General features: G+C 44.4%; 21 protein-coding genes and 11 tRNA genes. 24 read left to right on the top strand and 8 right to left on the bottom strand.

Annotation, left to right across the window (positions count from 1 at the left end; translation table 11 throughout):
- Positions 1-60: 60 nt before the first annotated feature.
- Positions 61-456, top strand: a complete 396-nt coding sequence (locus tag H4I94_RS01960) for a hypothetical protein (protein ID WP_261181214.1) — start codon at positions 61-63, stop codon at positions 454-456.
- A gap of 48 nt (positions 457-504) precedes the next feature.
- Here the strand turns inward: H4I94_RS01960 and H4I94_RS01955 are convergent, their stop codons facing one another.
- On the bottom strand, positions 505-1173 hold the full coding sequence (locus H4I94_RS01955; protein ID WP_261181213.1) for an HAD-IA family hydrolase: 669 nt from the start codon (positions 1171-1173) through the stop codon (positions 505-507).
- A gap of 277 nt (positions 1174-1450) precedes the next feature.
- Positions 1451-2389, bottom strand: coding sequence for an RluA family pseudouridine synthase (locus tag H4I94_RS01950; protein WP_261181212.1), 939 nt, complete (start codon positions 2387-2389; stop codon positions 1451-1453).
- Positions 2390-3149: 760 nt separating this feature from the next.
- Between H4I94_RS01950 and H4I94_RS01945 the strand changes: the two genes are divergently transcribed.
- The 13 genes from H4I94_RS01945 (at position 3150) to H4I94_RS01885 (ending at position 10043) form a co-directional block, all read left to right on the top strand.
- Positions 3150-6500 (top strand): Rne/Rng family ribonuclease, encoded by a 3351-nt coding sequence (locus H4I94_RS01945; protein WP_261181211.1) that lies wholly within the window; start codon positions 3150-3152, stop codon positions 6498-6500.
- Between the two features lie 196 nt (positions 6501-6696).
- Positions 6697-8538 (top strand): long-chain-acyl-CoA synthetase, encoded by a 1842-nt coding sequence (locus tag H4I94_RS01940; protein WP_261181210.1) that lies wholly within the window; start codon positions 6697-6699, stop codon positions 8536-8538.
- 193 nt (positions 8539-8731) lie between these two features.
- Positions 8732-8807, top strand: a tRNA-Lys gene (locus H4I94_RS01935).
- 23 nt (positions 8808-8830) lie between these two features.
- Positions 8831-8906 (top strand) — tRNA-Lys (locus H4I94_RS01930).
- Between the two features lie 23 nt (positions 8907-8929).
- Positions 8930-9005 (top strand) — tRNA-Lys (locus H4I94_RS01925).
- Between the two features lie 23 nt (positions 9006-9028).
- Positions 9029-9104, top strand: a tRNA-Lys gene (locus H4I94_RS01920).
- A gap of 23 nt (positions 9105-9127) precedes the next feature.
- A tRNA-Lys gene (locus tag H4I94_RS01915) sits at positions 9128-9203 on the top strand.
- Between the two features lie 23 nt (positions 9204-9226).
- Positions 9227-9302 (top strand) — tRNA-Lys (locus H4I94_RS01910).
- A 23-nt stretch (positions 9303-9325) separates the two neighbouring features.
- Positions 9326-9401 (top strand) — tRNA-Lys (locus tag H4I94_RS01905).
- Positions 9402-9424: 23 nt separating this feature from the next.
- Positions 9425-9500: transfer RNA gene (locus tag H4I94_RS01900), tRNA-Lys, on the top strand.
- A 23-nt stretch (positions 9501-9523) separates the two neighbouring features.
- Positions 9524-9599 (top strand) — tRNA-Lys (locus H4I94_RS01895).
- A gap of 58 nt (positions 9600-9657) precedes the next feature.
- Positions 9658-9733 (top strand) — tRNA-Lys (locus H4I94_RS01890).
- A 234-nt stretch (positions 9734-9967) separates the two neighbouring features.
- A tRNA-Lys gene (locus H4I94_RS01885) sits at positions 9968-10043 on the top strand.
- 105 nt (positions 10044-10148) lie between these two features.
- On the opposite strand, the gene H4I94_RS01880 is transcribed toward H4I94_RS01885, so the two are convergent.
- The gene (locus H4I94_RS01880; protein WP_261181209.1) at positions 10149-10754 is read right to left on the bottom strand and encodes a hypothetical protein; all 606 of its coding nucleotides are present in this window, start codon (positions 10752-10754) and stop codon (positions 10149-10151) included.
- 313 nt (positions 10755-11067) lie between these two features.
- On the opposite strand from H4I94_RS01880, the gene H4I94_RS01875 reads away from it, so the two are divergent.
- Entirely contained in the window at positions 11068-11331 is a 264-nt protein-coding gene (locus tag H4I94_RS01875; protein ID WP_261181208.1) for a PspC domain-containing protein, read from the top strand.
- Positions 11332-11408: 77 nt separating this feature from the next.
- On the opposite strand, the gene H4I94_RS01870 is transcribed toward H4I94_RS01875, so the two are convergent.
- A complete protein-coding gene (locus H4I94_RS01870; protein WP_261181207.1) occupies positions 11409-12509 on the bottom strand; it encodes an HPP family protein in 1101 nt (366 codons plus the stop codon).
- 204 nt (positions 12510-12713) lie between these two features.
- Here H4I94_RS01870 and glyQ point away from each other — a divergent pair, with 204 nt between their 5' ends.
- The 7 genes from glyQ (at position 12714) to H4I94_RS01835 (ending at position 18623) form a co-directional block, all read left to right on the top strand.
- Positions 12714-13694 carry a glycine--tRNA ligase subunit alpha gene (gene glyQ, locus H4I94_RS01865; RefSeq protein ID WP_261181206.1) on the top strand — a complete coding sequence of 327 codons (981 nt, stop codon included), beginning with the start codon at positions 12714-12716 and terminating at the stop codon, positions 13692-13694.
- A complete protein-coding gene (gene glyS / locus H4I94_RS01860; protein WP_261181204.1) occupies positions 13694-15763 on the top strand; it encodes a glycine--tRNA ligase subunit beta in 2070 nt (689 codons plus the stop codon). Before glyQ ends, glyS begins: the two co-directional genes overlap by 1 nt.
- Position 15764: 1 nt before the next feature.
- On the top strand, positions 15765-16358 hold the full coding sequence (locus H4I94_RS01855) for a DUF6036 family nucleotidyltransferase (protein WP_261181202.1): 594 nt from the start codon (positions 15765-15767) through the stop codon (positions 16356-16358).
- A 4-nt stretch (positions 16359-16362) separates the two neighbouring features.
- Positions 16363-16755: a hypothetical protein gene (locus H4I94_RS01850; RefSeq protein ID WP_261181200.1), complete on the top strand. Its 393-nt coding sequence runs from the start codon at positions 16363-16365 to the stop codon at positions 16753-16755.
- Positions 16756-16900: 145 nt separating this feature from the next.
- Entirely contained in the window at positions 16901-17290 is a 390-nt protein-coding gene (locus tag H4I94_RS01845; protein WP_261181199.1) for a hypothetical protein, read from the top strand.
- 370 nt (positions 17291-17660) lie between these two features.
- Positions 17661-17996, top strand: coding sequence for a hypothetical protein (locus tag H4I94_RS01840; RefSeq protein ID WP_261181198.1), 336 nt, complete (start codon positions 17661-17663; stop codon positions 17994-17996).
- Between the two features lie 195 nt (positions 17997-18191).
- Positions 18192-18623, top strand: a complete 432-nt coding sequence (locus tag H4I94_RS01835) for a hypothetical protein (protein WP_261181197.1) — start codon at positions 18192-18194, stop codon at positions 18621-18623.
- A 119-nt stretch (positions 18624-18742) separates the two neighbouring features.
- On the opposite strand, the gene H4I94_RS01830 is transcribed toward H4I94_RS01835, so the two are convergent.
- From H4I94_RS01830 to H4I94_RS01820, 3 genes are all read right to left on the bottom strand, one after another.
- Positions 18743-19696 carry a 2-hydroxyacid dehydrogenase gene (locus H4I94_RS01830; protein WP_261181196.1) on the bottom strand — a complete coding sequence of 318 codons (954 nt, stop codon included), beginning with the start codon at positions 19694-19696 and terminating at the stop codon, positions 18743-18745.
- A gap of 112 nt (positions 19697-19808) precedes the next feature.
- On the bottom strand, positions 19809-20006 hold the full coding sequence (locus tag H4I94_RS01825) for a hypothetical protein (protein ID WP_261181195.1): 198 nt from the start codon (positions 20004-20006) through the stop codon (positions 19809-19811).
- A 143-nt stretch (positions 20007-20149) separates the two neighbouring features.
- Positions 20150-21430: a hypothetical protein gene (locus tag H4I94_RS01820; RefSeq protein WP_261181194.1), complete on the bottom strand. Its 1281-nt coding sequence runs from the start codon at positions 21428-21430 to the stop codon at positions 20150-20152.
- Between the two features lie 120 nt (positions 21431-21550).
- On the opposite strand from H4I94_RS01820, the gene H4I94_RS01815 reads away from it, so the two are divergent.
- Positions 21551-22327, top strand: coding sequence for a class I SAM-dependent methyltransferase (locus tag H4I94_RS01815; RefSeq protein WP_261181193.1), 777 nt, complete (start codon positions 21551-21553; stop codon positions 22325-22327).
- Positions 22328-22344: 17 nt separating this feature from the next.
- Positions 22345-22959, top strand: a complete 615-nt coding sequence (locus tag H4I94_RS01810) for a hypothetical protein (protein ID WP_261181192.1) — start codon at positions 22345-22347, stop codon at positions 22957-22959.
- 79 nt (positions 22960-23038) lie between these two features.
- Here the strand turns inward: H4I94_RS01810 and H4I94_RS01805 are convergent, their stop codons facing one another.
- Positions 23039-23449, bottom strand: coding sequence for a GFA family protein (locus H4I94_RS01805; RefSeq protein ID WP_261181191.1), 411 nt, complete (start codon positions 23447-23449; stop codon positions 23039-23041).
- Positions 23450-23460 lie beyond the last annotated feature (11 nt).

Genomic DNA, 23460 nt, shown 5'->3' with positions numbered 1-23460 from the left:
ATACTCGATTGCCAATAGATATGTTATTTATATTTTTAAAATCAACATGCTATATATTTTATGAAACATAAAATTATTTTAGGTACCGTCTTGCTCTGCGGTCTTTCCAGCACAACTTTTGCACAGAATTATCAAAATTCGCTTAAAGGTAAATATCTTGTTTTAGCGGACGCTGAATGTGCAGGTTTAAAGTTTAATGCTCAAGCAACTGCAGCAGCATGGCAAAATGAAATGGAATGCAGCCAGGGCTACTATAATAAAGATGCATGGCGTATTACCTGGATTACCCCAGAAATTTTTGTCATGACTGAAGTGATTCGTCCCAATGAAATTTCACCGCCCCGTAATTATATTTATAAAATCATGAGTATCCAGAATAAAACGGTCACTGTTACTGATTACTGGACTGGTTGGGGAAATCACAAACCGGATATACAAAAATTTAGAATCAAATAAAGATAAAAAGGATGATGAAGCTCATCCTTTTTATGTAATTTACTAGTGTCAAACCGCCTGTTTTAAATTCACCTGGTTTAATAAAAGCTGATGCAAATCTGCGACATCCTCTGCAATGGCCAGCGGATGATAGCGGGCAAGGACTTCAGGCGTATGCACGCCATAACTTACCCCTATACGCGACATGGCAATATTTTGTGCCATTTCCAGATCATAGGAAGTATCACCAACCATGATCGCATGTTCAGCCTGGACACCCGTTTGGGTCAAAATTTCTTCCAGCATTAAAGGATGGGGTTTAGATCGGGTTTCACTGGCCGCACGTGTCGCCGCAAACAGCTCCATGCTTTGTGTCTGCTTCAAGACACGATCCAGACCTTTACGGCTTTTGCCTGTGGCGACTGCCAGTTTTACCCCCGCTTGAGCCAATGCTTCCAGCATGTCGGCAACACCAGCGAACCATTGATCACCCGTTGAGTTGGCAACATAGTGCTCTGAATAAGACTGTAAAATATCGGCATGCAATTCAGGCACAGTCGGAAATAAACGCTGTGCGACTTCCGGTAAACCTAACCCGATAATACTTTTGGCATCTTCATCGGTTAAGGGTTGCTGGAATTGTTGTGCTGCGAACTGCAAACTCGCCACGATTTGACCGACCGAATCAAATAAAGTGCCATCCCAATCGAAAATGACCAGTTTTACAGGTGTGTTCATAAATGCTTTCCTAGTATTTGATTCAGTATTTAATTGTTCACCTCTCCCTAGCCCTCTCCTACAAGGAGAGGGAAACCCTTTTGCTTAGTCATTCATTTATTACTAAATCAAAATACTGACTACACGAAGTCTGAGTTAATGACAGAATATTTTACGTGATGTCCCCTCTCCTTTTTAAAGGAGAGGGTTAGGGAGAGGTCATCCTTCTTACCTTCTTTTTTCTAAAGAAAGGAAATTCTGTAGTGGTTTAATAAAGGAGGGTTAAGATGGATTTTTATCAATCCTTCTTCTGTGCTCTAAGCTGCGCCACCAGACTCTGCATATCTTCCGGCAATGGCGCTTCAATCACAGGATAGCCCGGAATTTCCAGACGCATGGCATGCAGACACAGACGACGTGGATTTGGACCTTTATATTCCGTTTGATGACCGTATTTATCATCACCAATTAAAGGATGACCAATACTTAAGCCATGCACACGAATCTGATGGGTACGGCCAGACAGCGGTGAAGCATAGACCAATGTGCCATGCATAAAACGTTCAGCCACATTCCACTGGGTTTTACTGTCCTTGCCTTCTTTAGACACACGAACCCGGCGTTCGCCATTGGCCAGTTCATAACGATGCAAAGGCGCATCAATCAGCTGTTGATCCAGACTCACCTGTCCCTTAACAATCGCGGCATAGGTTTTTTTGATTTTATGTTCACGCAGCATATCCTGCAGTGTTTTTAAAGTGCTGCGCTTTTTACTGATCATCACCAGACCAGAGGTGTCGCGGTCAATACGGTGAATCAGTTCCAGATATTTTTTGCCGGTAGCCGCACGCAAGCCTTCAATCAGCCCATAAGCCACACCGCTACCGCCATGCACCGCAATTCCTGAAGGCTTGTTCACCACCATCAGCCCTTCATCTTCATACACCACACGGCTGAGCAGGCTTTGTGCCACCTTGTCCGAGACCGGTGCCGCCGTTTCATCTTTCGCTTCAAAACGAATCGGTGCAACGCGAATCTGGTCGCCAATATTCAGTTTGGTTTCCGCCTTAACGCGCTTTTTATTGACCCGAACCTGTCCTTCACGGATTAAACGATAAATCCGACTTTTTGGTACACCTTTCAGTCTGGAAAATAAAAAATTGTCGATGCGTTGACCCAATTGATGTTCGTCCACTTCAAACCAGGTGACACTTTGCCATTCTTGCGTAGAATTCATACAGTTACGATGACCCAAAAAATACTAAAATTGATTAAAAACTGATCACTTAGGCTATGCTTTACACAAGAAAGATAAGCTTAGCCCATAGGCAGATGATGCAAGGTTTGATATAGTCAGCGCACGGATACCGCCGTTAGTGTGAAAAAATTTAATTACTTCAATCTTTTTTGAAGCTCAATATTAAATTTCACCATTCACATTAAATACGGAAAGGTCCCTAAAGAATATGCCGACGCCGAAGGCTTATTATATCGGCAAAAAAGCAAACTGTTGCGTTTAATTGTACTTCGTACATAAATCAGTTTGCCCTAAAAAATATGTCGCCAACCTAGTTGGTTTTTAAACGTAAACTGATACACATCAGATTAGTCGCACCCTGAAGTCGCATTCAGGCTACAACGTTGATGCATTGGATCTGCACATAAAGCACCGATACGATGATAATTCCGTATCAAGACGCCCGATCATGAATTAATGAAGGGACGATCTTCAAGCTACGTGACAGTGAAAGTTACTCACATCCAATGCACCGTTTGTCCGCCAGTGAATCGTCCAGGTGACTTTAATCGTTTATAAGATTGAAGCCGTATTGCCATCTTCAATACGTGAATCAAAAACCGAAGCCCAAAAAAAGGCCGGTAAAAAAGCTCAGACCACAATTGCGTCATTTTGAGATCTGGGTGTTGATCCGTAATGTATGATGTTCGCTACGTGTATAGCGATGTTTTGCTGTGTATCACTATTAGGTGTTACACCCATGAAACGTATGTTGATTAATGCAACACATGCCGAAGAGATTCGCGTTGCACTTGTCACTGGTCAGCGTCTTTACGATTTCGATCTAGAAAATCGTACCCGTGAACAAAAAAAATCCAATATCTATAAAGGTCATGTGACTCGCGTTGAACCTTCTTTAGAAGCTGTTTTTGTAGAGTATGGTGCAGGCCGTCAAGGCTTCCTGTCCATGCGTGAAATCGCAAACTCGTATTACAAGGCAGATCCTCGCCAAACTTCAAATATCCGTGAATTGATCACTGAAGGTACCGAACTTTTAGTACAGGTGGAAAAAGAAGAGCGTGGCAATAAAGGTGCTGCCCTTTCTACCTTCATTTCGCTTGCCGGTCGTTATTTGGTGCTTATGCCAAACAACCCGAAAGGTGGCGGTATCAGCCGTCAGATTTCCGGTTCAGTGCGTGAAGAACTGAAAGAAATGTTGGCTTCACTGAATATTCCGCGTGGCATGAGCGTGATTGTGCGTACCGCAGGTATTGGCCGCTCGCAAGAAGAACTGCAACTTGATTTACAGCACTTGATGGATCTTTGGGCGCAAATCCAGAATACGGCAAGTTCAGGTCCATCCCCAATGCTGGTCCATCAAGAAGCCGGTGTAGTGACTCGCGCAATTCGTGACTATTTACGTGATGATGTTGCAGAAATCCTGATTGACTCGGAACAAGCCTATAACGAAGCCTATAACTTCGTGAAAGCAGTCATGCCACGTCAAATCGACAAGTTAAAAACCTATACTTTAAATGAGCCTTTATTTGCTCACTTCGGTATTGAAAGCCAGATTCAAACGGCTTATGAACGTGAAGTAAAACTTCCTTCTGGCGGTTCAATCGTGATTGACCAGACTGAAGCTTTGGTTTCAATCGACATTAACTCGGCTAAATCGACCCGTGGTCATGACGTTGAAGACACTGCTTTAAACACCAACCTGGAAGCAGCAGAAGAAATCGCGCGTCAACTGCGTTTACGCGATATCGGTGGCCTGGTGGTGATCGACTTCATCGACATGACCAAAGACCGCAACCAGCGCATGGTGGAAGCCAAACTGCGTGAAGCCACCCAAAGCGACCGTGCCCGCATCCAGTTTGGCCAATTGTCCCGTTTTGGCTTGATGGAAATGAGCCGTCAACGCTTGCGCCCATCGCTGGAAGAAGCAACAGGTTACGTTTGCCCACGCTGTCATGGTACCGGTATGGTACGTGACTTGCGTTCTTTATCACTTTCAATCATGCGTAAAGTGGAAGAAATTGCACTGCGTGAACGTCACGGTGAAGTTCAGGTTGAAGTTCCGGTTGAAATTGCAGCATTCTTATTGAATGAAAAGCGTCACAGCCTGGTTTACTTAGAACAAACGTCAAATGTCCGTGTAACCGTATTGCCTCACCCGCACCTGGAAACACCACATTACGAAATTTCGTATAACCCTGAAGGTTTTGCCCCAACCAGCTATGAACGTACTGAAGCCACCCGTTCAAGTGAAAAAGAGTTAGGTTATGAAGCGTCTGAATGGCATTTAGGTGAAGAGCAACCAGCCCAGCAAGCTGCTCCACAAGCTTCAAGCCAGCCAGAGCACAACAACAAGAAAAAACAGCAGCAACATGCTGTTCAACCACAAACTCAAGCCGCTGCCCCTGCTGCACCGTCGACCAGTCCATGTGCCTGGTTAGAAAACCTGTTTGTACAAAAACAGGCCGCAACTGTAGATCAGGCGCGTACTGCAAACAACGCTGCTGCGGCTATTGAACAAATGGTCAATGCTGGTGCCGTAAGCCGTGGTCAATTCGGTCAGGTGGTAACAGCTGCTGCACCCGCACCTGCTGCGACAACAAGCAGCAATGCTTACTTAACGCCAAATGCTCCTGCAAGCAACAAGCAGGAACCTCGTGAAGTTGCAGATAAATATTCTGACAAAGAAGAAAAATCGCAGCGTCACAATAAAAAGCGTAACAAGCCTAAAGAGCAACGCGAACAAGTTCAGCATGACAATCAGCAAAATCAGGTGCATGAAGAAATTGTTCAGGTTCCCCGTCATGAGCAACGCCAAGAACAGCGCCAGGATTCACGTGAAAACAAGCGCCCTTCTCGTCGTCAACAGGCTGATCAGCAAACCGAACAAAATGCTGTGCCACGCCGTGACCGTCGCAACCAGCAACGTCCGGAACGCCCAAATCGCCACCGCGATCAAAGCGTATTGAACGAACAGGCAGCGCAATCAGCTGCACCGGCTGCAATTGTGAATGAACAGCAACCTAAAGTCGAAGTGATTGATACACCTCGTCAGGAAGTTCTTGCAACTGCATTGGTGGTTAATGTCGATCAGGCGAAAAGTGAAATTGTTGCGTTAGATTCAGCACCTGCTGTGATTGAAGCATCTATTCCTCCAGCAGCTCCGGTAGCAGCTGAAGCGCAAGCGCCAGTCATCGAGAAGCCAGTGGTCGCGAAGGAAGAAAAACCTGCTGCAACTGAAACTCATGAGCCACACAAGCCACGTTCTGCAGACAAGCGTGCCAGCAACGACCCTCGTATGCGTCGTCGCCAAAAACGTGAAGCTCAGGCAAAACAGGCTCAGGCACCGAAGTTAAGCCCTTCTCAGGTTCCAACTTTGGGTCAATACACCGTGATCAGTCTCATTCGCCATGTTTATGGTGAAGATTGTTCCGTGCTGATTGAACAGTTCGGTTTAATTCCAACATTCAACCGTGCCTTGGTTAAATTTACCGAGCAGTATGCTGCAACGCTTTCTGTTCAGGCAACCGAAGCTGAAATACCAGCACAACCGGTAACACGTGATGTAGCAGTCACCAAAGCCGCCCCTGAAGCAGAACCTGCACCCGTGCTTGACTTGACGCCGCCAAAACCGGTGTCGGACAAACGCGTGGCAAATGATCCACGTGAACGTCGCCGTTTGGCAAAACAGGCTGCAGAACAGGCTTTAGAGCAAGCAAAGCAGGCGCATAACCAACCTGAAACTGCTCCAGCCGAAACTGTTGCTGTAACAGAAGCAGAAACGCCGACCGCCGAAGTGGCTGAACCTGAAGTAACTCAAGCAGTCGTTGAACCTGTAGTAACTGAGGTAGCAACTGAAGCAGTGGCTGAACCTGCTGCAGAAACGGTAGCAGCACCAGTGGAAACTGAACAGGCTGCAGAACCGGTACAAGCTGAATTGGCGGTAGAAGCTGCTCAGCAGGATGTACAAACTCAGGCCGAAGCTACAGCAGAAGCTGAAAAAACCGAAGGTGAAGAAACGGATAAACCTGTCCGTCCTCGTCGTCCTCGCGGCCGTCCACCAAAGAAAGCAACCTCTGCAAATGAGTCATAATTTGTTCTAAAATTAGCTCTGATGCAGTGAAATAAAAAAAACCTAGTCATTCCGGTGACTGGGTTTTTTTTGATACTTTTGTCAGATTAGGTTGATTGCACTAGACTGAAACGATTAAAAGACAAGTGTACAAATCATAGCAAGCGTTTTACGAACAAATAGACTGTATTGGATTACGAAAAATAATAGGATTCATATGAACCACACTACACCGAGCGATCTTATCGGTATTGCGGATGTTGCAGCCAAAATACCTAAATTTATCAGCAAAGTCCCTCATTTATTGAGTGGTCTCAAACAGGCCTATTTGCGTACATCCAATACTCCAGCAGGCTTGGGAATTGCCTTTGAAAAAGCGGTAAGACACAATCCGCACGGCACAGCTTTATTATTTGAAGATCAGAAATTCAGTTACGAAGCACTGAATGAATGGGCCAACCAGATTGGACACTTTTATTTATCGCTCGGTGCGCAAAAAGGCGACGTGATTGCGGTGATGGTAGAAAACCGTCCAGAGCTGATTGCTACCGTTATCGCCCTGGCAAAAATTGGCGTTACCTCTGCTTTGGTCAATACCTCACAAAGCGGCAAGGCCCTGACCCACAGCATAAACCTAGTCAAGCCAATTGCCGTAATTGCCGGTGAAGAATGCCGTGCAGCTGTAGAAGAGGTTCGCCAGGATCTGGAACTGGCAGCAGACCGTTTTCACTGGTTCGCCGATCAGGCCACGCAACTGGATGCCGGCACAGCACCGCAAGGCTGGACCAATCTTGCAGAAAAAGCGGATCAATTTCCGAAATTCAACACCCCGACTACACACACTATTCAAGGTAAAGATGGCCTATTCTACATCTACACCTCAGGCACGACCGGCCTGCCTAAAGCGGTCATTTTCACCCATAGCCGCTGGACTTTGGCTTATGGCACCTATGGTCACGTGCTGGATTTAAAACCTGATGATGTCATGTATTGCACCCTGCCGCTGTATCATGCCACCGGCATTGTAGTGTGCTGGTGTGGCGTGATTGCAAGCAGTGCAACTTTTGCATTGCGCCGCAAATACTCGACCTCTGCTTTCTGGAAAGATGTCAAAAAATTTGATGCTTCGGCCATTGGTTATGTAGGTGAACTCTGCCGCTATTTAATGGATGCTCCCCCGTCTGAACTGGAAAAAGGTCACCGGGTCACTAAAATGATCGGTAACGGCATGCGCCCGAATATCTGGGATAAATTCAAGGAACGCTTCGGGATTGAAGAAGTACTTGAGCTGTATGCATCCAGTGAAGGTAATGTAGGTTTTAGTAACGTATTTAACTTTGACAACACGGTCGGCTTCTCTCCAACCCCTTATGCGATAATTGAATTTGATAAAGAAAGCAATCAGCCGGTGAGAGATGCCAAAGGCTGGTGTAAAAAAGTCAAAAAAGGTGAAGTCGGCTTACTGGTGGGCAAAATTACCCGCCGTTCACCTTTTGACGGCTATACCGATCCGGAAAAAAATAAGTCCGTGATTATGAAAGATGTTTTTAAACATGGAGATGCATTCTTCAATACTGGCGATCTGGTACGCGATATCGGTTTCCGTCATGCCCAGTTTGTAGACCGTCTGGGCGACACCTTCCGCTGGAAAGGCGAAAATGTGTCTACCACTGAAGTTGAAAATGTGCTCAGTGAATATGAAAAAATTGCTGAAGCCGTGGTTTACGGGGTGGAAATCCCCCATACCAATGGACGTGCCGGCATGGCAGCCATTACCCTGAATGAAGGTGTAGAATTAACCGCCCAAGACTTGAAGCAGATGGCAAGCGAGTTTAAAAAATGTTTGCCGGTTTATGCAGTTCCGGTATTTTTACGTGTTCAGGCACAAGTCGAAACCACAGGCACATTTAAATATCAAAAGAACAAACTGAAAGAACAGGCTTTTGATCCCGACAAGACTGATGAGCGTTTGCTGGTACTCCTGCCAAATGCAACAGAATATTGTGATTTAACTGCGGAAATATTCAACAATATTCAAGCCTATCAATACCGTTTTTAATTGCAGAGCCGTTGTTTTTTTACGAGATTAAGCAAATTTGTTGTATTTATAATCAAACATCAACAAGTTTGCTAATTTTTACTTGCGCTCGTTTGATAACTTGCTACAATACGCTCCATCAAAACAAAGTGGTGTTTAGAAAGCTTTTATTTTCTTGCACTGCACATTCAGACAAGCGCTGAATGTTGGTTCAGGGTCGTTAGCTCAGCTGGTAGAGCAGCGGACTTTTAATCCGTTGGTCCCGCGTTCGAATCGCGGACGACCCACCACTTATTTTGATTGATCTAGAGATGGGTCGTTAGCTCAGCTGGTAGAGCAGCGGACTTTTAATCCGTTGGTCCCGCGTTCGAATCGCGGACGACCCACCACTTATTTTGATTGATCTAGAGATGGGTCGTTAGCTCAGCTGGTAGAGCAGCGGACTTTTAATCCGTTGGTCCCGCGTTCGACTCGCGGACGACCCACCACTTATTTTGATTGATCTAGAGCTGGGTCGTTAGCTCAGCTGGTAGAGCAGCGGACTTTTAATCCGTTGGTCCCGCGTTCGACTCGCGGACGACCCACCACTTATTTTGATTGATCTAGAGCTGGGTCGTTAGCTCAGCTGGTAGAGCAGCGGACTTTTAATCCGTTGGTCCCGCGTTCGACTCGCGGACGACCCACCACTTATTTTGATTGATCTAGAGCTGGGTCGTTAGCTCAGCTGGTAGAGCAGCGGACTTTTAATCCGTTGGTCCCGCGTTCGAATCGCGGACGACCCACCACTGATTTTGATTGATCTAGAGAAGGGTCGTTAGCTCAGCTGGTAGAGCAGCGGACTTTTAAGCCGTTGGTCCCGCGTTCGACTCGCGGACGACCCACCACTGATTTTGATTGATCTAGAGAAGGGTCGTTAGCTCAGCTGGTAGAGCAGCGGACTTTTAAGCCGTTGGTCCCGCGTTCGACTCGCGGACGACCCACCACTGATTTTGATTGATCTAGAGAAGGGTCGTTAGCTCAGCTGGTAGAGCAGCGGACTTTTAAGCCGTTGGTCCCGCGTTCGAATCGCGGACGACCCACCATCTTCTTGAAGGCTTCTGACATGAAGCTTTTTTAGCTTTTAAAGCACTCTTTCTGAATGGGTCGTTAGCTCAGCTGGTAGAGCAGCGGACTTTTAATCCGTTGGTCCCGCGTTCGAATCGCGGACGACCCACCATTCTTTCTTAGGGCTTCTTTCTGTACTACACTTTCCGTATTACAATAGAAACGAAACCTGCAATATTCCGACCAAGACAAACCACACCGTTTCGGTTGATTCGCCATTCTCGAAATTTTGCTACACCGATGCTGCAAAACACAATGCTTGAATGCATTCTTAAAAAATCTTCGATTTTTTCTTGCCTCGGGTGAACCCTTAAAGTGATGCTTTAGGTTCACTAATCCTTACTCAGGGTTGTTAGCTCAGTTGGTAGAGCAGTAGACTCTTAATCTATTGGTCGAGGGTTCGAGCCCCTCACAACCCACCAGATTTCTTTATTATTCATCTTATTTCTACACGTCAATATAAAAAAAATACTGCACTTTTAAAAAATTTTTTATCCGTCTGGCTCAATCAAACCAGCGCCTCAGCTTTAACTGGCTTTCTCCTTAAGCAAACGGTAAGCCTGTTGTGGAAAAGGATTGCCTTCGGCAAAATATTGCTCGTTTAAGGCGGATGCATGTGCAATCTTGTCCAGATCCATGACCAGATTTTGATCTTTATCAATATTATAAAAAAATTCTACGCCATTTGACCGATACAAAATCACCTGATGATTTTGCACATCATATGACCAGCGATCTTGACGGTGATAGGGGTTTGAAGCGAAGCTGATTTGCCCTGAATGGATCAGGTTGCGATGGGCAATCCCATCCTCCAGCAAATTAATCACATAATCTGCTGTACCCTCTTTACATCTGACAAAAGGATCATCACAACTGATCGTAGCTTGATAGCGGCCAATATAGGGCTGGGCACTTTTTGGCAGGGTATTTTTAAGCCCTGGCTCGGTTTCCCCTACCGGAACAGTCGCCCGCCCCGCAACATCGGTCAGGCTTTTAGCCTGCTCACCACTCTGAGCTGACGTTTCTTTTTTGATTTGCTGTGCAACAGAATCTTCCAAGGGTTTATTACAACCCATTAAAGCTGCACATATTACTACCAAGAAACAGCCATAATAATCCGTTTTTTGAAACACCTTTTCCCTCCTGGGCGTTAAATGCTCTTTGGCTGTCCCTAGCCATATTTGCCAATACAGAAAATAAGCTACAACGAAATGATCTTTATTTTACACTCATACATTAAAGCTTATTTAATTGATTTTTATTGATATAAATCAACTTATTTAACCGAAGAACATTTTAAATCACGACATCGCAATACGCACTTACATTTACATAACTTAACTATTTCTTATGGTGTGTCCCTTTAAAAAGAATCATTCATCTCCATTTTTTATTTATAAGCGAGTTGTTTTAACTGCTTTGCTATTTTCTATTAAGGAGACCTAGATGGCCAATGTTGGTTTATATCGCTCTAAGCGTCAAAACATGATTGCAGGTGTAATGGGTGGTATTGCTGAACGTTTTGGTTGGAATGTGACTTTACTGCGCATTATTTTTATTCTTGTTTCTGTCATGAGCGCAGCATTCCCGGGAATCCTGGTGTATTTAATTTTATGGTTTGTGATCCCCAAACAACCTAATACCATGTTTGGTCAGACAGCGGCGTATAACAACCCGATCCGTACGGTAAATCCGGATCAAAATCGCTAACAACCCGTTGAACTCCATGAGTTGAGTTCGTTTTATGCTACGACTTTTACCCCAATCAGTCGTAGCTTTTTTTTGCTTTATGCCGCCACATTCAGCTGCTGGTTCAATGCCGCAATCATATCCGCTCGGCTAATAATGCCCACCATTTTCTGTTTTTCTACCACAGGAATATAGTTAAACGAGCGCTCGACAAAATAAGGCACCAAATCCTGAATCGGTTGCTCCGGCTTTACGGTGATGACCTGCCGAACCATAATATCCTTGACCTGACGCTGCCATGTGGTTCTTAAATCGGTTGCACGTTTAAACCATTCCACCACTTCGTATAAAGCCAGCGTACCGACCAGTTGCTGCTGGGCATTAATCACCGGCAGGCTCATTAAATTCATGTGCTTGAATTTATCCAAGGCAGAATGGATATCCTCATTTTCATTCAAGCTAATCACGTCTTTGGTCATGATGTCTTGACACTTAAACTGGCTCATGCCGCGGGCATTGGCTTTCTCCTGGGCTGCCAGAATGATTTTTTGCAGGTCATATTCACTAATATCCAGCAGCTCGGTCTGCTGATCCAGCGTTGCCTGAATATCCTGCGGTTGAATGGTGACTTTTTGCGTGGGTGTCGGATCTTTAGAGCGCTGGTTGATCTGGGCCACTTGCGGATATTGTTTTCCGAGCAGGCGGTTAAACACAATTGCAATCACCAACAACAGCATGGAGTTTAATAACACCGGATAAAAAATAAAATGATATCCCAGCTCATGGACTGCCTCTCCCCCCAAAACGGCAGTAATGGCTACCGCCCCACTTGGCGGATGCAATGAATCGGTAGTCATCATCAAGATAATAGACATCCCCACCGCCACGCTAAAAGCTTCGGTCAGGTTAGGAATATACATGGCACAGGTCACCCCAATAATCCCGGCAATGATATTTCCCACCACCATATTCCATGGCTGTGCCAAGGGACTGGCAGGCACGGCAAACAGCAACACCGAAGATGCGCCCATCGGTGCGATATACCATGCATTGATATCCCCCAGCATCCACCAGCTTATGAAAGATGAAAGTGTCAGTCCAAGTAATGCACCCAGACCGCACAGCAGGCGCTCTTTCAGGGGAAGAACCTTGAAATTGGGTTTTAGGGTATTCAGCCATTCAAGTCGGGAATGAAACACAGCACGCCTTTTATTGTTTTGGGGAAGAAGCTGCAAATTATAGAAGGTTGACGATTAAAGGTGTATTTATTTTATATCTTATATTTATCAATAAATCTGTGAAGCATTTTTAAACAACTGATTTCTTATCCTGAAACCTTTGCCACACCTTTGCAAAATCCTTATACTTAGAGCCAATTTTTCTCTAATTTTAATGGATGCTACATGAGTCGCGCCATATCGCATATTGATACATTTCAAGGCTTAATTCTTGCCTTACAAAACTACTGGGCTGAACAAGGTTGTGTGGTGTTACAACCTTACGATATGGAAATGGGGGCAGGGACATTCCACACTGCCACTTTCCTGCGTGCTTTAGGGCCAGAAACATGGAACGCGGCTTACGTACAACCTTCACGTCGTCCGAAAGATGGCCGTTATGGTGAAAACCCGAACCGTTTGCAACATTACTACCAGTTCCAGGTGGTGCTTAAACCAAACCCGGACAATATCCAGCAGCTTTATCTCGATTCTTTAAAAGCCATTGGTATTGATACCCTGACTCACGACATCCGTTTTGTGGAAGACAACTGGGAATCGCCAACCCTCGGTGCCTGGGGCTTAGGTTGGGAAGTTTGGCTGAACGGTATGGAAGTGACCCAGTTCACTTACTTCCAGCAAGTCGGTGGTGTGGAATGCTATCCGGTAACGGGTGAAATTACTTACGGTCTGGAACGTCTGGCAATGTACCTGCAAGGTGTAGACTCGGTGTACGATCTGGTTTGGACCAAAGGTCAGTTCGGTACGGTCACTTATGGCGACGTATTCCATCAAAACGAAGTAGAGCAATCCACTTACAACTTTGAATATGCCCCAGTCGATAAACTGTTTGAACTGTTCGACTTCTACGAAGCTGAAGCAACCCGCTTAATGGAAGCAGAACTGCCATTACCGGCCTATGAACAGGTGGTTAAGGCATCGCATAGCTTTAACCTGCTGGATGCCCGCGGTGCGATTTCAGTGACTGAACGTCAGCGTTATATTTTGCGTGTCCGTACTTTGGCACGTTCAATTGCAACAAGCTATGTGGCAGCACGTGCGAAACTGGGTTTCCCTATGGCAGAACCGCATCTACGTGATGAAGTATTGGCGCAGTTAAAAGCACAAGTTGAAGCAGAAGCAGCTCAAGCAGCGGAGAACAAATAATGTCTAAACATACTGTTTTATTTGAACTTGGCTGCGAAGAACTTCCTCCAAAAAGCTTAAAAAAATTACGTGATGCCCTTCAGGCAGAAACCGAAAAAGGCTTAAAAGATGCTGGTCTTGCATTTGACACAATTGAAGCCTATGCAGCACCACGCCGCCTCGCATTGAAAATTGTCAATGTTGAAGGCGCACAAGCCGATACACAAAAACGTTTTGACGGCCCTGCGAAACAAGCCGCTTTTGATGCGGAAGGCAAACCAACCAAAGCTTTGGAAGGCTTTATGCGTGGTCAGGGCATCACGGTTGATCAAGTTTCGACTTTCCAGGCCGGTAAAGTTGAAAAAGTGTGCTATTTAAAAGATGTCAAAGGCCAAAGCCTGGAGGTATTTTTACCACAAATTTTACAAGCTGCTTTAGACAACCTGCCAATCGCAAAACGCATGCGTTCTGCGGCCAGCCGTACCGAATTCGTGCGTCCGGTAAAATGGGTAGTGTTGCTTAAAGACAACGATGTGATTGATGCAAGCATTCAGGATCACAAGGCAGGCAACGTGACCTATGGTCACCGTTTCCATGCGCCTGAAGCCATTACGCTGAACCATGCTGATGAATACTTGGCGAAGTTAAAAGCAGCGCACGTGGTAGCATCTTTTGAAGAGCGTCAAGCCATCATCGACCAGCAAGTAAAAGCTTTGGCTGATGAAGTCAATGCGATTGCCATTGTCCCAAGTGACCTTCGTGACGAAGTGACTGCACTGGTGGAATGGCCTGTTGCGTTACGTGCAAGCTTCGAAGAACGTTTCCTTGCGGTGCCTCAAGAAGCACTCATCACCACCATGCAGGACAACCAGAAGTATTTCTGCTTAGTGAATGCTGACAACAAACTTCAACCTTACTTCATTACCGTTTCCAATATTGAGTCGAAAGATCCGACTCAAATTATTGAAGGTAACGAAAAAGTGGTTCGTCCGCGTTTGTCAGATGCGGAATTCTTCTTCCTGCAAGACCAGAAGCAACCGCTTGCATCTCGTAAAGAAAAATTGGCCAACATGGTGTTCCAGGCAGAGCTTGGCACACTTTGGAACAAGTCTGAACGTATTGCGAAACTGGCTGTTGCACTTGCGCCAATCACTGGTGCGAACCCTGCTGATGCTGAAAAAGCAGCCCTGCTTGCAAAATGCGACTTAACCTCTGAACTGGTTGGGGAATTCCCTGAACTTCAAGGTATTGCGGGTACTTACTACGCACGCATTGAAGGCGAAAATGATGAAGTTGCAGAAGCACTAGGCGAGCAATACTTACCTAAATTTGCCGGTGATGTTTTACCCAAAACTAAAACCGGTACAACCATTGCCCTTGCCGACCGTTTAGATACCTTGACGGGTATTTTCGGTATTGGTCAGGCACCTACAGGTTCTAAGGACCCGTTTGCACTGCGTCGTTCTGCGATTGGTATTTTGCGTCTAGTGACTGAAAACGAGCTTGATGTGTCGATTGAAGACCTGATCAAGCTTGCTTTAGCTGCGTATGGCGATGTATTGAAAGACCACAACAAGACTCTGGCAGATGCAGTTGCATTCCTGGAAGGTCGTTACCGTGCCAAATACGAAGACCAGGGCGTTGCTGTTGACGTGATTCAAGCGGTTCAAGCCTTGTCACCAAAATCACCACTTGATTTTGACAAGCGTGTAAATGCGGTCAATCACTTCCGTGACTTGCCTGAAGCGGCTGCACTTGCTGCTGCCAACAAGCGTGTTGCCAACATTTTAGCTAAAGAAGCAGAGCCGACTGGTGCTGTGGTTGAAGCGAACCTGGTGGAAGATGCTGAAAAAGCATTATTCGCTGAACTTGCGAAAATTACGCCTGTGGTTGAGCCGTTATTCGCTGCCAAAGACTACACTGCTGCACTTTCTGCTTTAGCTGCCCTGCGTGCGCCTGTTGATGCGTTCTTTGACGGTGTAATGGTCATGGCTGATGATGCTGACCTGAAAGCAAACCGTTTGCGTATGCTTGCTCAGTTACGTGGCTTGTTTACCAAAGTGGCTGATATTTCGGTGCTTCAGCATTAATATGAATATTTATAATGACTCACCTATAACCCTTGCAATCCTCAAGCTCTTTCAAGAGCTTGAGGATTGGATTTTAGAAAATCATCAAAATCTTCCTCATGGTGCAGTAAAAGCATTTATTTTTGGTGGATGTGCTTTTCACATCCATACAAATGCGCGTGGTAGTAACGATATTGATGCTGAAATTCAAGCAATTAAGCAGCTGAAAAAAGAAGATATTTTCTTATTTTTAAAAAATAACGATGTAGAATATATAGATACAAATAACCTTGAAACGAATTTAGAATTCGACAGTGGATTTAATACCAGCCTTGCATCAATTGATCCCGATTATGATGAGCGTGTCATTCCTTTAGTCTGCGACAGTATCGTCGAAGTCTATCTTGTATCAGGTTTAGATCTTGCTGTTTCTAAATTAGCTCGACTCTCTGATAGAGATATACAAGACATCAAAGAGTTATACAAACAAAATAAGTTTTCTCTTGAAGAGTTCGAAAAATCAGCGAATAATGCTAAAGACTATTATGTTACTCCTGAACAATTAGATTCCAATATTCGATATATACTTTTACTTCTATCTGAGTTAAAAGGATAAGTTTATGAATCAACCAGAGTTTGAAAAAGCTTTAAGAAGGCTACTGGAACAGCCACTAACATCAGCAACTTTTAATGAAGTTAGACCTGTTGCTGAAGCTCTACTATATTCAGAATTTCTTCCTGCTGTTACTCATGATTTAAACAGTCTACAAAAGCGACGTTTAGTTTTTTTATTAGAAAAATTTAGAAGATACTCATGTTCAAGTGTATCTCGAAGACAACAGCTAAAATCATTCTCACAAGCAATGAACGTAAATGAATTCGCTTCCGTAACATATAATTCAAGAAAATTAGTAGATCCTTTAGCAAAACGTGTTGGTTTAAATGAAGATCTGAATCATTTAAAACCCCAATTACTTACATTACAAACACGGCACTACTCTCTTCATAATTAATACTTCTATTTATATCTATTACATACGTTGCTACTCATCATATTCACATTAAATTTATAGAATTTCACTTGTTGATAATTCCTATAGCCAACCTTTCTCCACTTCCCTATACTCAAACTAACAACACTCAACAAGAAAGAATCACATGAAACTTAAAATGCTTATTTTGACTGGTCTTGCGAGTATTGCTGTTACGGCGTGTACCACTGCTCCCACTATTCCCACACTTGAAACAGGTGTCCTACAAGAAGTTCAGAATCTGGAAGTCTATCCAAACACCATCGACAACAAAGCCAAACTAACCAAATTTACCAACAAGTGCATGATCGAATTTACCGGCAACCTGCCAGCCGGCAAAGCCATAGAACACTGGTCATTTAAAGGCAATACCCTCATCACGGGCAGCTCGACCGTCTTTGCTACAGATGGTACAAGTACAGCCACTAACTTTGACCTGAATGATGCTACAGTGCAAAAAAACTTCCTTGCGCTACGCCATTATTTTCATAAAGATGCTTTAGCACAATGTAACTAATACCTGACTCATACACCCAGAATCACCCATTCTATATGGATTCGGTGATTCTTCCTCCCCTTCAATAAAAAGTCCTTCATTCGCTTCATTTCCATTCAAATACCGCTCATCTGTATTTACTCTAAAGTGTTACATATCAATACTTTGTATCCAGGCTAATTTCTGTTTTTTGAAAAAAATTTTTAAATTCAAAAACTAAAAAAGAATGACCAAAAATCAAATTCACATATTTGTCCAGATTGTTAATTCACTGTTGCTAAAACGTTGGAATTTATTCTTAAATTCAAAATTTAGAAATTGGACCGATTAAGATAGTGATCTTATAACTCGGTAAACACTCGAGTTTTATCATGCAAGGATAAATCGAGCTATGAAAACAATCAGAACAATGTTGATTAGCACTGCACTTTTAGCTTGTACTCCCCTTTTCGCCAACCCAACCCCCAACGCAGCTTCAGAGCTAAAAGCAAAAGACAGTGAACAAAAGACTGCTGATAAAGCGGAAAATGTAAATAAAGAGATGAATCAAACTCAAACTGCGGACGAAAACTTTGTCAGTAAAAATTCACAACACAGCACGGATAGCAACGGTTCACACCCGAGCAATATGGATATTAACGGTAAAACGCATGCAGAGCTGGGCATCTATTCAGGAAGAATATATTCAGGATTTACGATTAAAACGCCAAATCAGTATCAAGAATAAATTCATCTCTCAGATCTCGTGAAAAAAGCTCATGTCAATGGGCTTTTTTCTTGCCTCATGAATCCTAGATTGATCTTAAATGTAATAAATCTGTATTAATTTCGCCACATTTCACGTTTTCTCCTCAATTCATTCTTAAAATAAAATCAACTAGAACAGATTAAACGTATTGCCAAAACAGGAATAAAACCCACAATGAAAATGATGAAAACGGTATTAGTGACCAGTGCAATTTTGCTCTCTACTCCACTTTGGGCTCAAACAGGCACAGCCACTCCTGACAGCACTTCAGAGCACAATCAGTCTGCACCCTATGGAGACAATCCTAATATCTTTAAAGTGCTCGGTCATAAGGCACAGCAGAAGGTTCAGAATACGGTGGAAAAGGTGGATACTGCTGCGCAAAAAGGGATCGCCAAGGTAAAACCAAAGGTAGAACATGCGTGGGAAGAAACCAAGGACTTTGCCACTGAAAAATCGGCCATTGCCAAAGAAAAGTCACAACATGCAGCAGCCACGGTCAATCAGAAAATAAATGAAACCAAGGATAATATTATTGGCAGTCCAAATGATCAGCCTGCACCGATTATTTCTCACCCGCTAAGCGACTCTTCAACCAATAATTAATTTGCAGCTGCATATGACTGGCTGCTCAAGTACAAGCTGTATGGTAAAACCAAGCCCGATTTATAAATCGGGCTGACTATAAACAACAGCCTCTCATAAAGAGGCTTTTTTAATACAGATTAATTGACCTGTCGAATCGGCTGTCCTGCTTTAAAAGCCTGCACGTTCTGCTGCATCTGCTGCACAATCCGTTGCCGCGCATCCACACTGCCCCATGCACTGTGCGGAGTAATAATCAGGTTGGGAATGTCATCGGCCAAAAGTACATTCCCGTCTTTAGGCGGCTCCACCGTAAGCACATCGGTGGCAGCGCCGGCAATTTTGCCCTGGCGTAAGGCATCGGCAAGGGCGGCTTCATCAACAATTCCGCCACGTGCACAGTTAATTAAAAATGCGCTCGGTTTCATGGCATCGAAGGCGTGGGCATCAATTAAATTGCGGGTGTCTTCAGTTAAAGGACAATGCAGGCTCAGGAAATCGACTTGGGGCAATAAATCTGCAAAAGGAATTCGACTGGCATCAGCTGGGCGGTTCGGCAATGACCCGACCAAGACCTTCATGCCAAAAGCATCCGCCAGCTTTGCCACCGCCTGTCCCAGTTCACCATAACCGACAATACCCAGCGTTTTGCCGGACAGCTCGATAATCGGGAAATCCAGCAGACAGAATTGCGAAGCTTTGTTCCACTCGCCTTGCTTTACGGCACGGTCGTATTTGAGTAATGAGGTTGCCAAAGCCAGCATCAAGCTTAACGTATGCTGAGCCACTGCGGCAGTGCCATAACCCTGACAGTTGCACACCACAATGCCCTGCTTACGTGCCTGAACCAGATCAATATTATTGGTGCCGGTTGCGGAAATTAAAATCAGTTTGAGATTGGGACATTGCTGCATGGTCGCTGCATCGACCACGACTTTATTACTGATAATGACCTCTGCCTCCTGCACTCGCTCCAAGAGTTGTGCCGGAGTTGTCGCTGGAAAAAGTGTCAGCTCATCAAATACAGCTTCAAGCTGACTGAAATCCAGATCATTTTTATCCAGCGATTCATAATCTAAAAATACGGCTTTCATGCTGCTTTCCTTGGCTGAGTTCGATGAATATCTAAAAATTATTGCCCAGACATTAAAAGCCAGTTTTATATTCTTTTTCAACCAAATTTAGAGATTAAAAATACAAAACCCACTATTTGGTGGGTTTGTTGATATGCAGTTGAATTGACTTGCGGATTGCATAGAACACATAGATTGCCAGAACAAACACGACAAGCATGCCCCCGCCCATAATGATATAAGTCGAATATAGACTGTGTGCAAAAGTATAGGAAGGTATGGATATAGAGATGAGGGTTAAAAGTACAGCCGGTATAAAATCACGTTTCATCCTTAAGCACCCGTTATTTGTTTATTGTTTAATTTTGAGTCATGAGAACTTGCCTTACCGTTCTATCTTAGACCGATTTAAAGATAAAGCAAGTGATCAAAATTAAAACAAATCGGGCATATACTCAACCCTGAATCTGTAGGTTATAGCGCAGATACCGGTTCAGGTTGGGTCACAAATTGCGCCGTTTGCGGAGTGTCTTCCACGAACTCATGACTGCCATATTCGTTATTGCTCAAGTTTAAATGCTTATAACTGAGCAGATAAAAATCACTATATTTTTTAATGACCAAGGGATGCATACCGGCTGTTAAGGCGTCCTGTTCCCTGAACAGTTTCATCACCTGCCGGTCATTCATGGCCACAATATAACGCTCATCATTCAATGCAATTTGTACCAGTCCACTGCCTTTGGCAAAGATCGGAATCAGAAATTTATGGTTCAGGGCAATGGCGCTGGCGGCATAGCTTTCAATCTTCTGGCTAATCACATTAAATACCAGTCCATGACCAAAACAGTCCAGTAACTGGCTACGACTTTCCTGCGGCAAATTGACCTGTATGCCCAGTTTCAATAGGTCTTGCTGACTGACCTGTTTATTGCGCAGCAATTCCCTGAGTAAATTGTTCTTGAGCTTGGCATCAAAAAACTGGCTGTCCAGCTGCAAATCATTATTGACTAGAATGGAACCCAAGGCATTGCGGTGCCGGGGCAACAGGTTTTCAATGACTTTGCGATAGTAAAACTTGCTGTTCTTTTTCACCTGACGGATTTTGCGGTAAAAATAGATGGCATCAAACTTGTGCAGCAAAAAGTCACGCAACAATTCCGAGCTGGCCAGAACCGCAATGGCATCGTGTCCGGTGAAAGGCAGGTTCAGGGTCTGAATTTTTGGCAGCACCTGTTCCAGTTTTAAATAATGCGCACGGTCTTCCGGACAATAAGGATCATAGACCACAATATATTCACGTTCAGCTGCAACATCCTGTGGCTGAATGTGCATATTGGCATTCTGTTCAGGATCAAAGAACATGTTGTAACGCGGGTCTTCGACATCTTCAGGATTGATGGAATACTGCGGCACCAGAGCCACCACACGTTTTAAATCCAGCAGGTTGGAATACTTGATAACCGCATATCCGCCCATGGAACCGCCATAGCCAATACGGGTTTTAAACGGCGCAATCAGTTCCTGAATCTGGGCAAACATCTCGCACATTGAACTTTCAGGAAACCAGGACTTTTGCTTGGGCATGATGCCAATTACGTTAAAGTCATATTTATGCAGGGATTTTTCGGCATTAATCGACAGTCCTTTGGCCCGGGTAATTAAATCGCCAAAAGAGAAAATCAGTTCATCCGATGAGCCTTTAAGAAAGATTGCACGAATTTGTTCGTCTTCAAAAATAATGTGTTTATCCATTTCCACACCGAAGCAAATCGGCCCTTTATCAGATTCAATACTACAAATAGACACCTTGCCTATTTACGAAAAGCGACTATGTTATTTTATAGATGCCATGAAGATTAAAAAGCGCAAAATATGACACAATCACTTCATCCTGCTGCTCAAAAAGGCTTCAGTTCTGCTGCTGAACTTTATCAACAAGTTCGGCCGAGTTATCCACAAGACATCGTCCATTGGCTACGCGATCAGCTCCAACTGGATGAACAGTCGCAGGTGGTTGATCTGGGTGCGGGCACTGGCAAATTCTTACCTTATTTAAAACAGCTGACCTCACACATCATTGCCATTGAGCCAATTCAGGCCATGCTGGCACAATTGCAACATGCCTATCCCGACATTCAAACGCTGCAGGCATCGAGTGAATCTCTGCCGTTAACGGCACATAGTATAGATGCTGTGATCTGCGCACAATCCTTTCACTGGTTTGCCAATCTTGAATCATTAAGGCAAATTCATCAAGCGCTCAAACGGTCCGGGCATCTGGCACTGATCTGGAATCAGCGCGATGTTCAGGTCGACTGGGTCAAAGCGCTGGCAGACCGCATTCAACCGCTGGAGGGCAATACGCCACGTTATCACAGCGGCCAATGGAAAAAGGTTTTTGAACAGCAAGCGCTGTTTCAGTTGGCAAATACCGAAACGTTTCAGCAGCAGCATGTTGGCACTGTGGAACAGGTGGTGTCCAAACGCCTGCTCTCTACCAGTTTTATTGCCACCCTGTCCGCACAAGAACAGCAGCAGTTAAAAGCTGAATTTGGACAGATCATTTTAGAGTATACAGGCAAGCATCCCCAAGATGAAATCGCATTCCCCTATGTGACTTATGCCTATGACTTTAAAAAAATTGATTAGAAATAAAGGAACCCATCATGATAAAACTTCAACTCAAATACTGTGGTCTTCCTGTTTTACTGTGCTCAAGTGTACTGATGAGTGCCTGTGATCGTAAGCCAGATACCGTATCTCAAAGCGACAAGATTCAGCTTGAAGATAAGGTCATGCAGGAACTGATTACCGAACCGGTAAAAACGTTCCCACAAACCCCGGATGATCAACATGATATTGCCTTACTGACCGACTTTGACCAGCGTTTCAGCCAAATGAGTGACGAGATGGAAGATGAACTAGTCAAAATGGAGGATCAGGGTACACTGACGGATGAATTTGCCTATAACCGTAAACGCGACAATATTTACTCGGCTTTAACCATGCTCAAAGAACTGGATTTGAAAACCGAGCAAGGACGTTATATTCAAGGTCTGATGGCAGAATACTGGCAGAATCAGGCCAAATTCTATGATGAAAACAAAGAAAAAACAGCAGAACCAATTAAAAATTCAGCAGATCAAACCAAAGGCCTGGGTGAATTTTTACATGCCCAGGAACAGCTGGAACACTGGCAATCGCAATATCCGGACATGAATCAAGCTCAAGCAAAAAAAGCTGAAGCAGCCAAATCTGAAACCACTGAATCTGGCTATTAAATTCCGTGCATAAAAAAGGGATCCTGTGATCCCTTGATCTTTTAATCCCTTAATCTTTTAACCGCAGGTTTCAGCATGACTAAGGTCGTTCATCAAATTGTGGCAGGCCATCACAGATGCTATCCCACTCGGCCTTGGACGCCACAAAAATATGTTGCGTTGGCTTTTGCTGTAACGGTGTATCCAGCGTACCGATTCTCAGGCGATACAAATCAGGCGTATCGGTTTTAATGCTGATAATGGGTGAGCCACAATCGCTACAGAAACAGCGCTGCGTGGTTTCGCTGGACTGAAACTTTTTCAGTAAATGTTCACCTTGCACAATGTGAAAATCGGCTTTTCGAATCGGGGCATTGGTGGCAAAGGCGCTGCCATTGGCCTTACGGCAACGCTGGCAATGGCATTGCACGATGTCGCCAATTTCGCCCCGAATTTCATAGCGCAAACCGCCACACAAACAACTTCCTGTATATCGCTTTTGTTCAGACATAACTGCTGCAT

The organism is Acinetobacter sp. T_3_1 (genome assembly GCF_025377055.1).
Classification (GTDB): domain Bacteria; phylum Pseudomonadota; class Gammaproteobacteria; order Pseudomonadales; family Moraxellaceae; genus Acinetobacter; species Acinetobacter kookii.
Note: the sequence above shows the minus strand (reverse complement) of the source record. Positions and strands in the feature narration are given on the sequence as shown.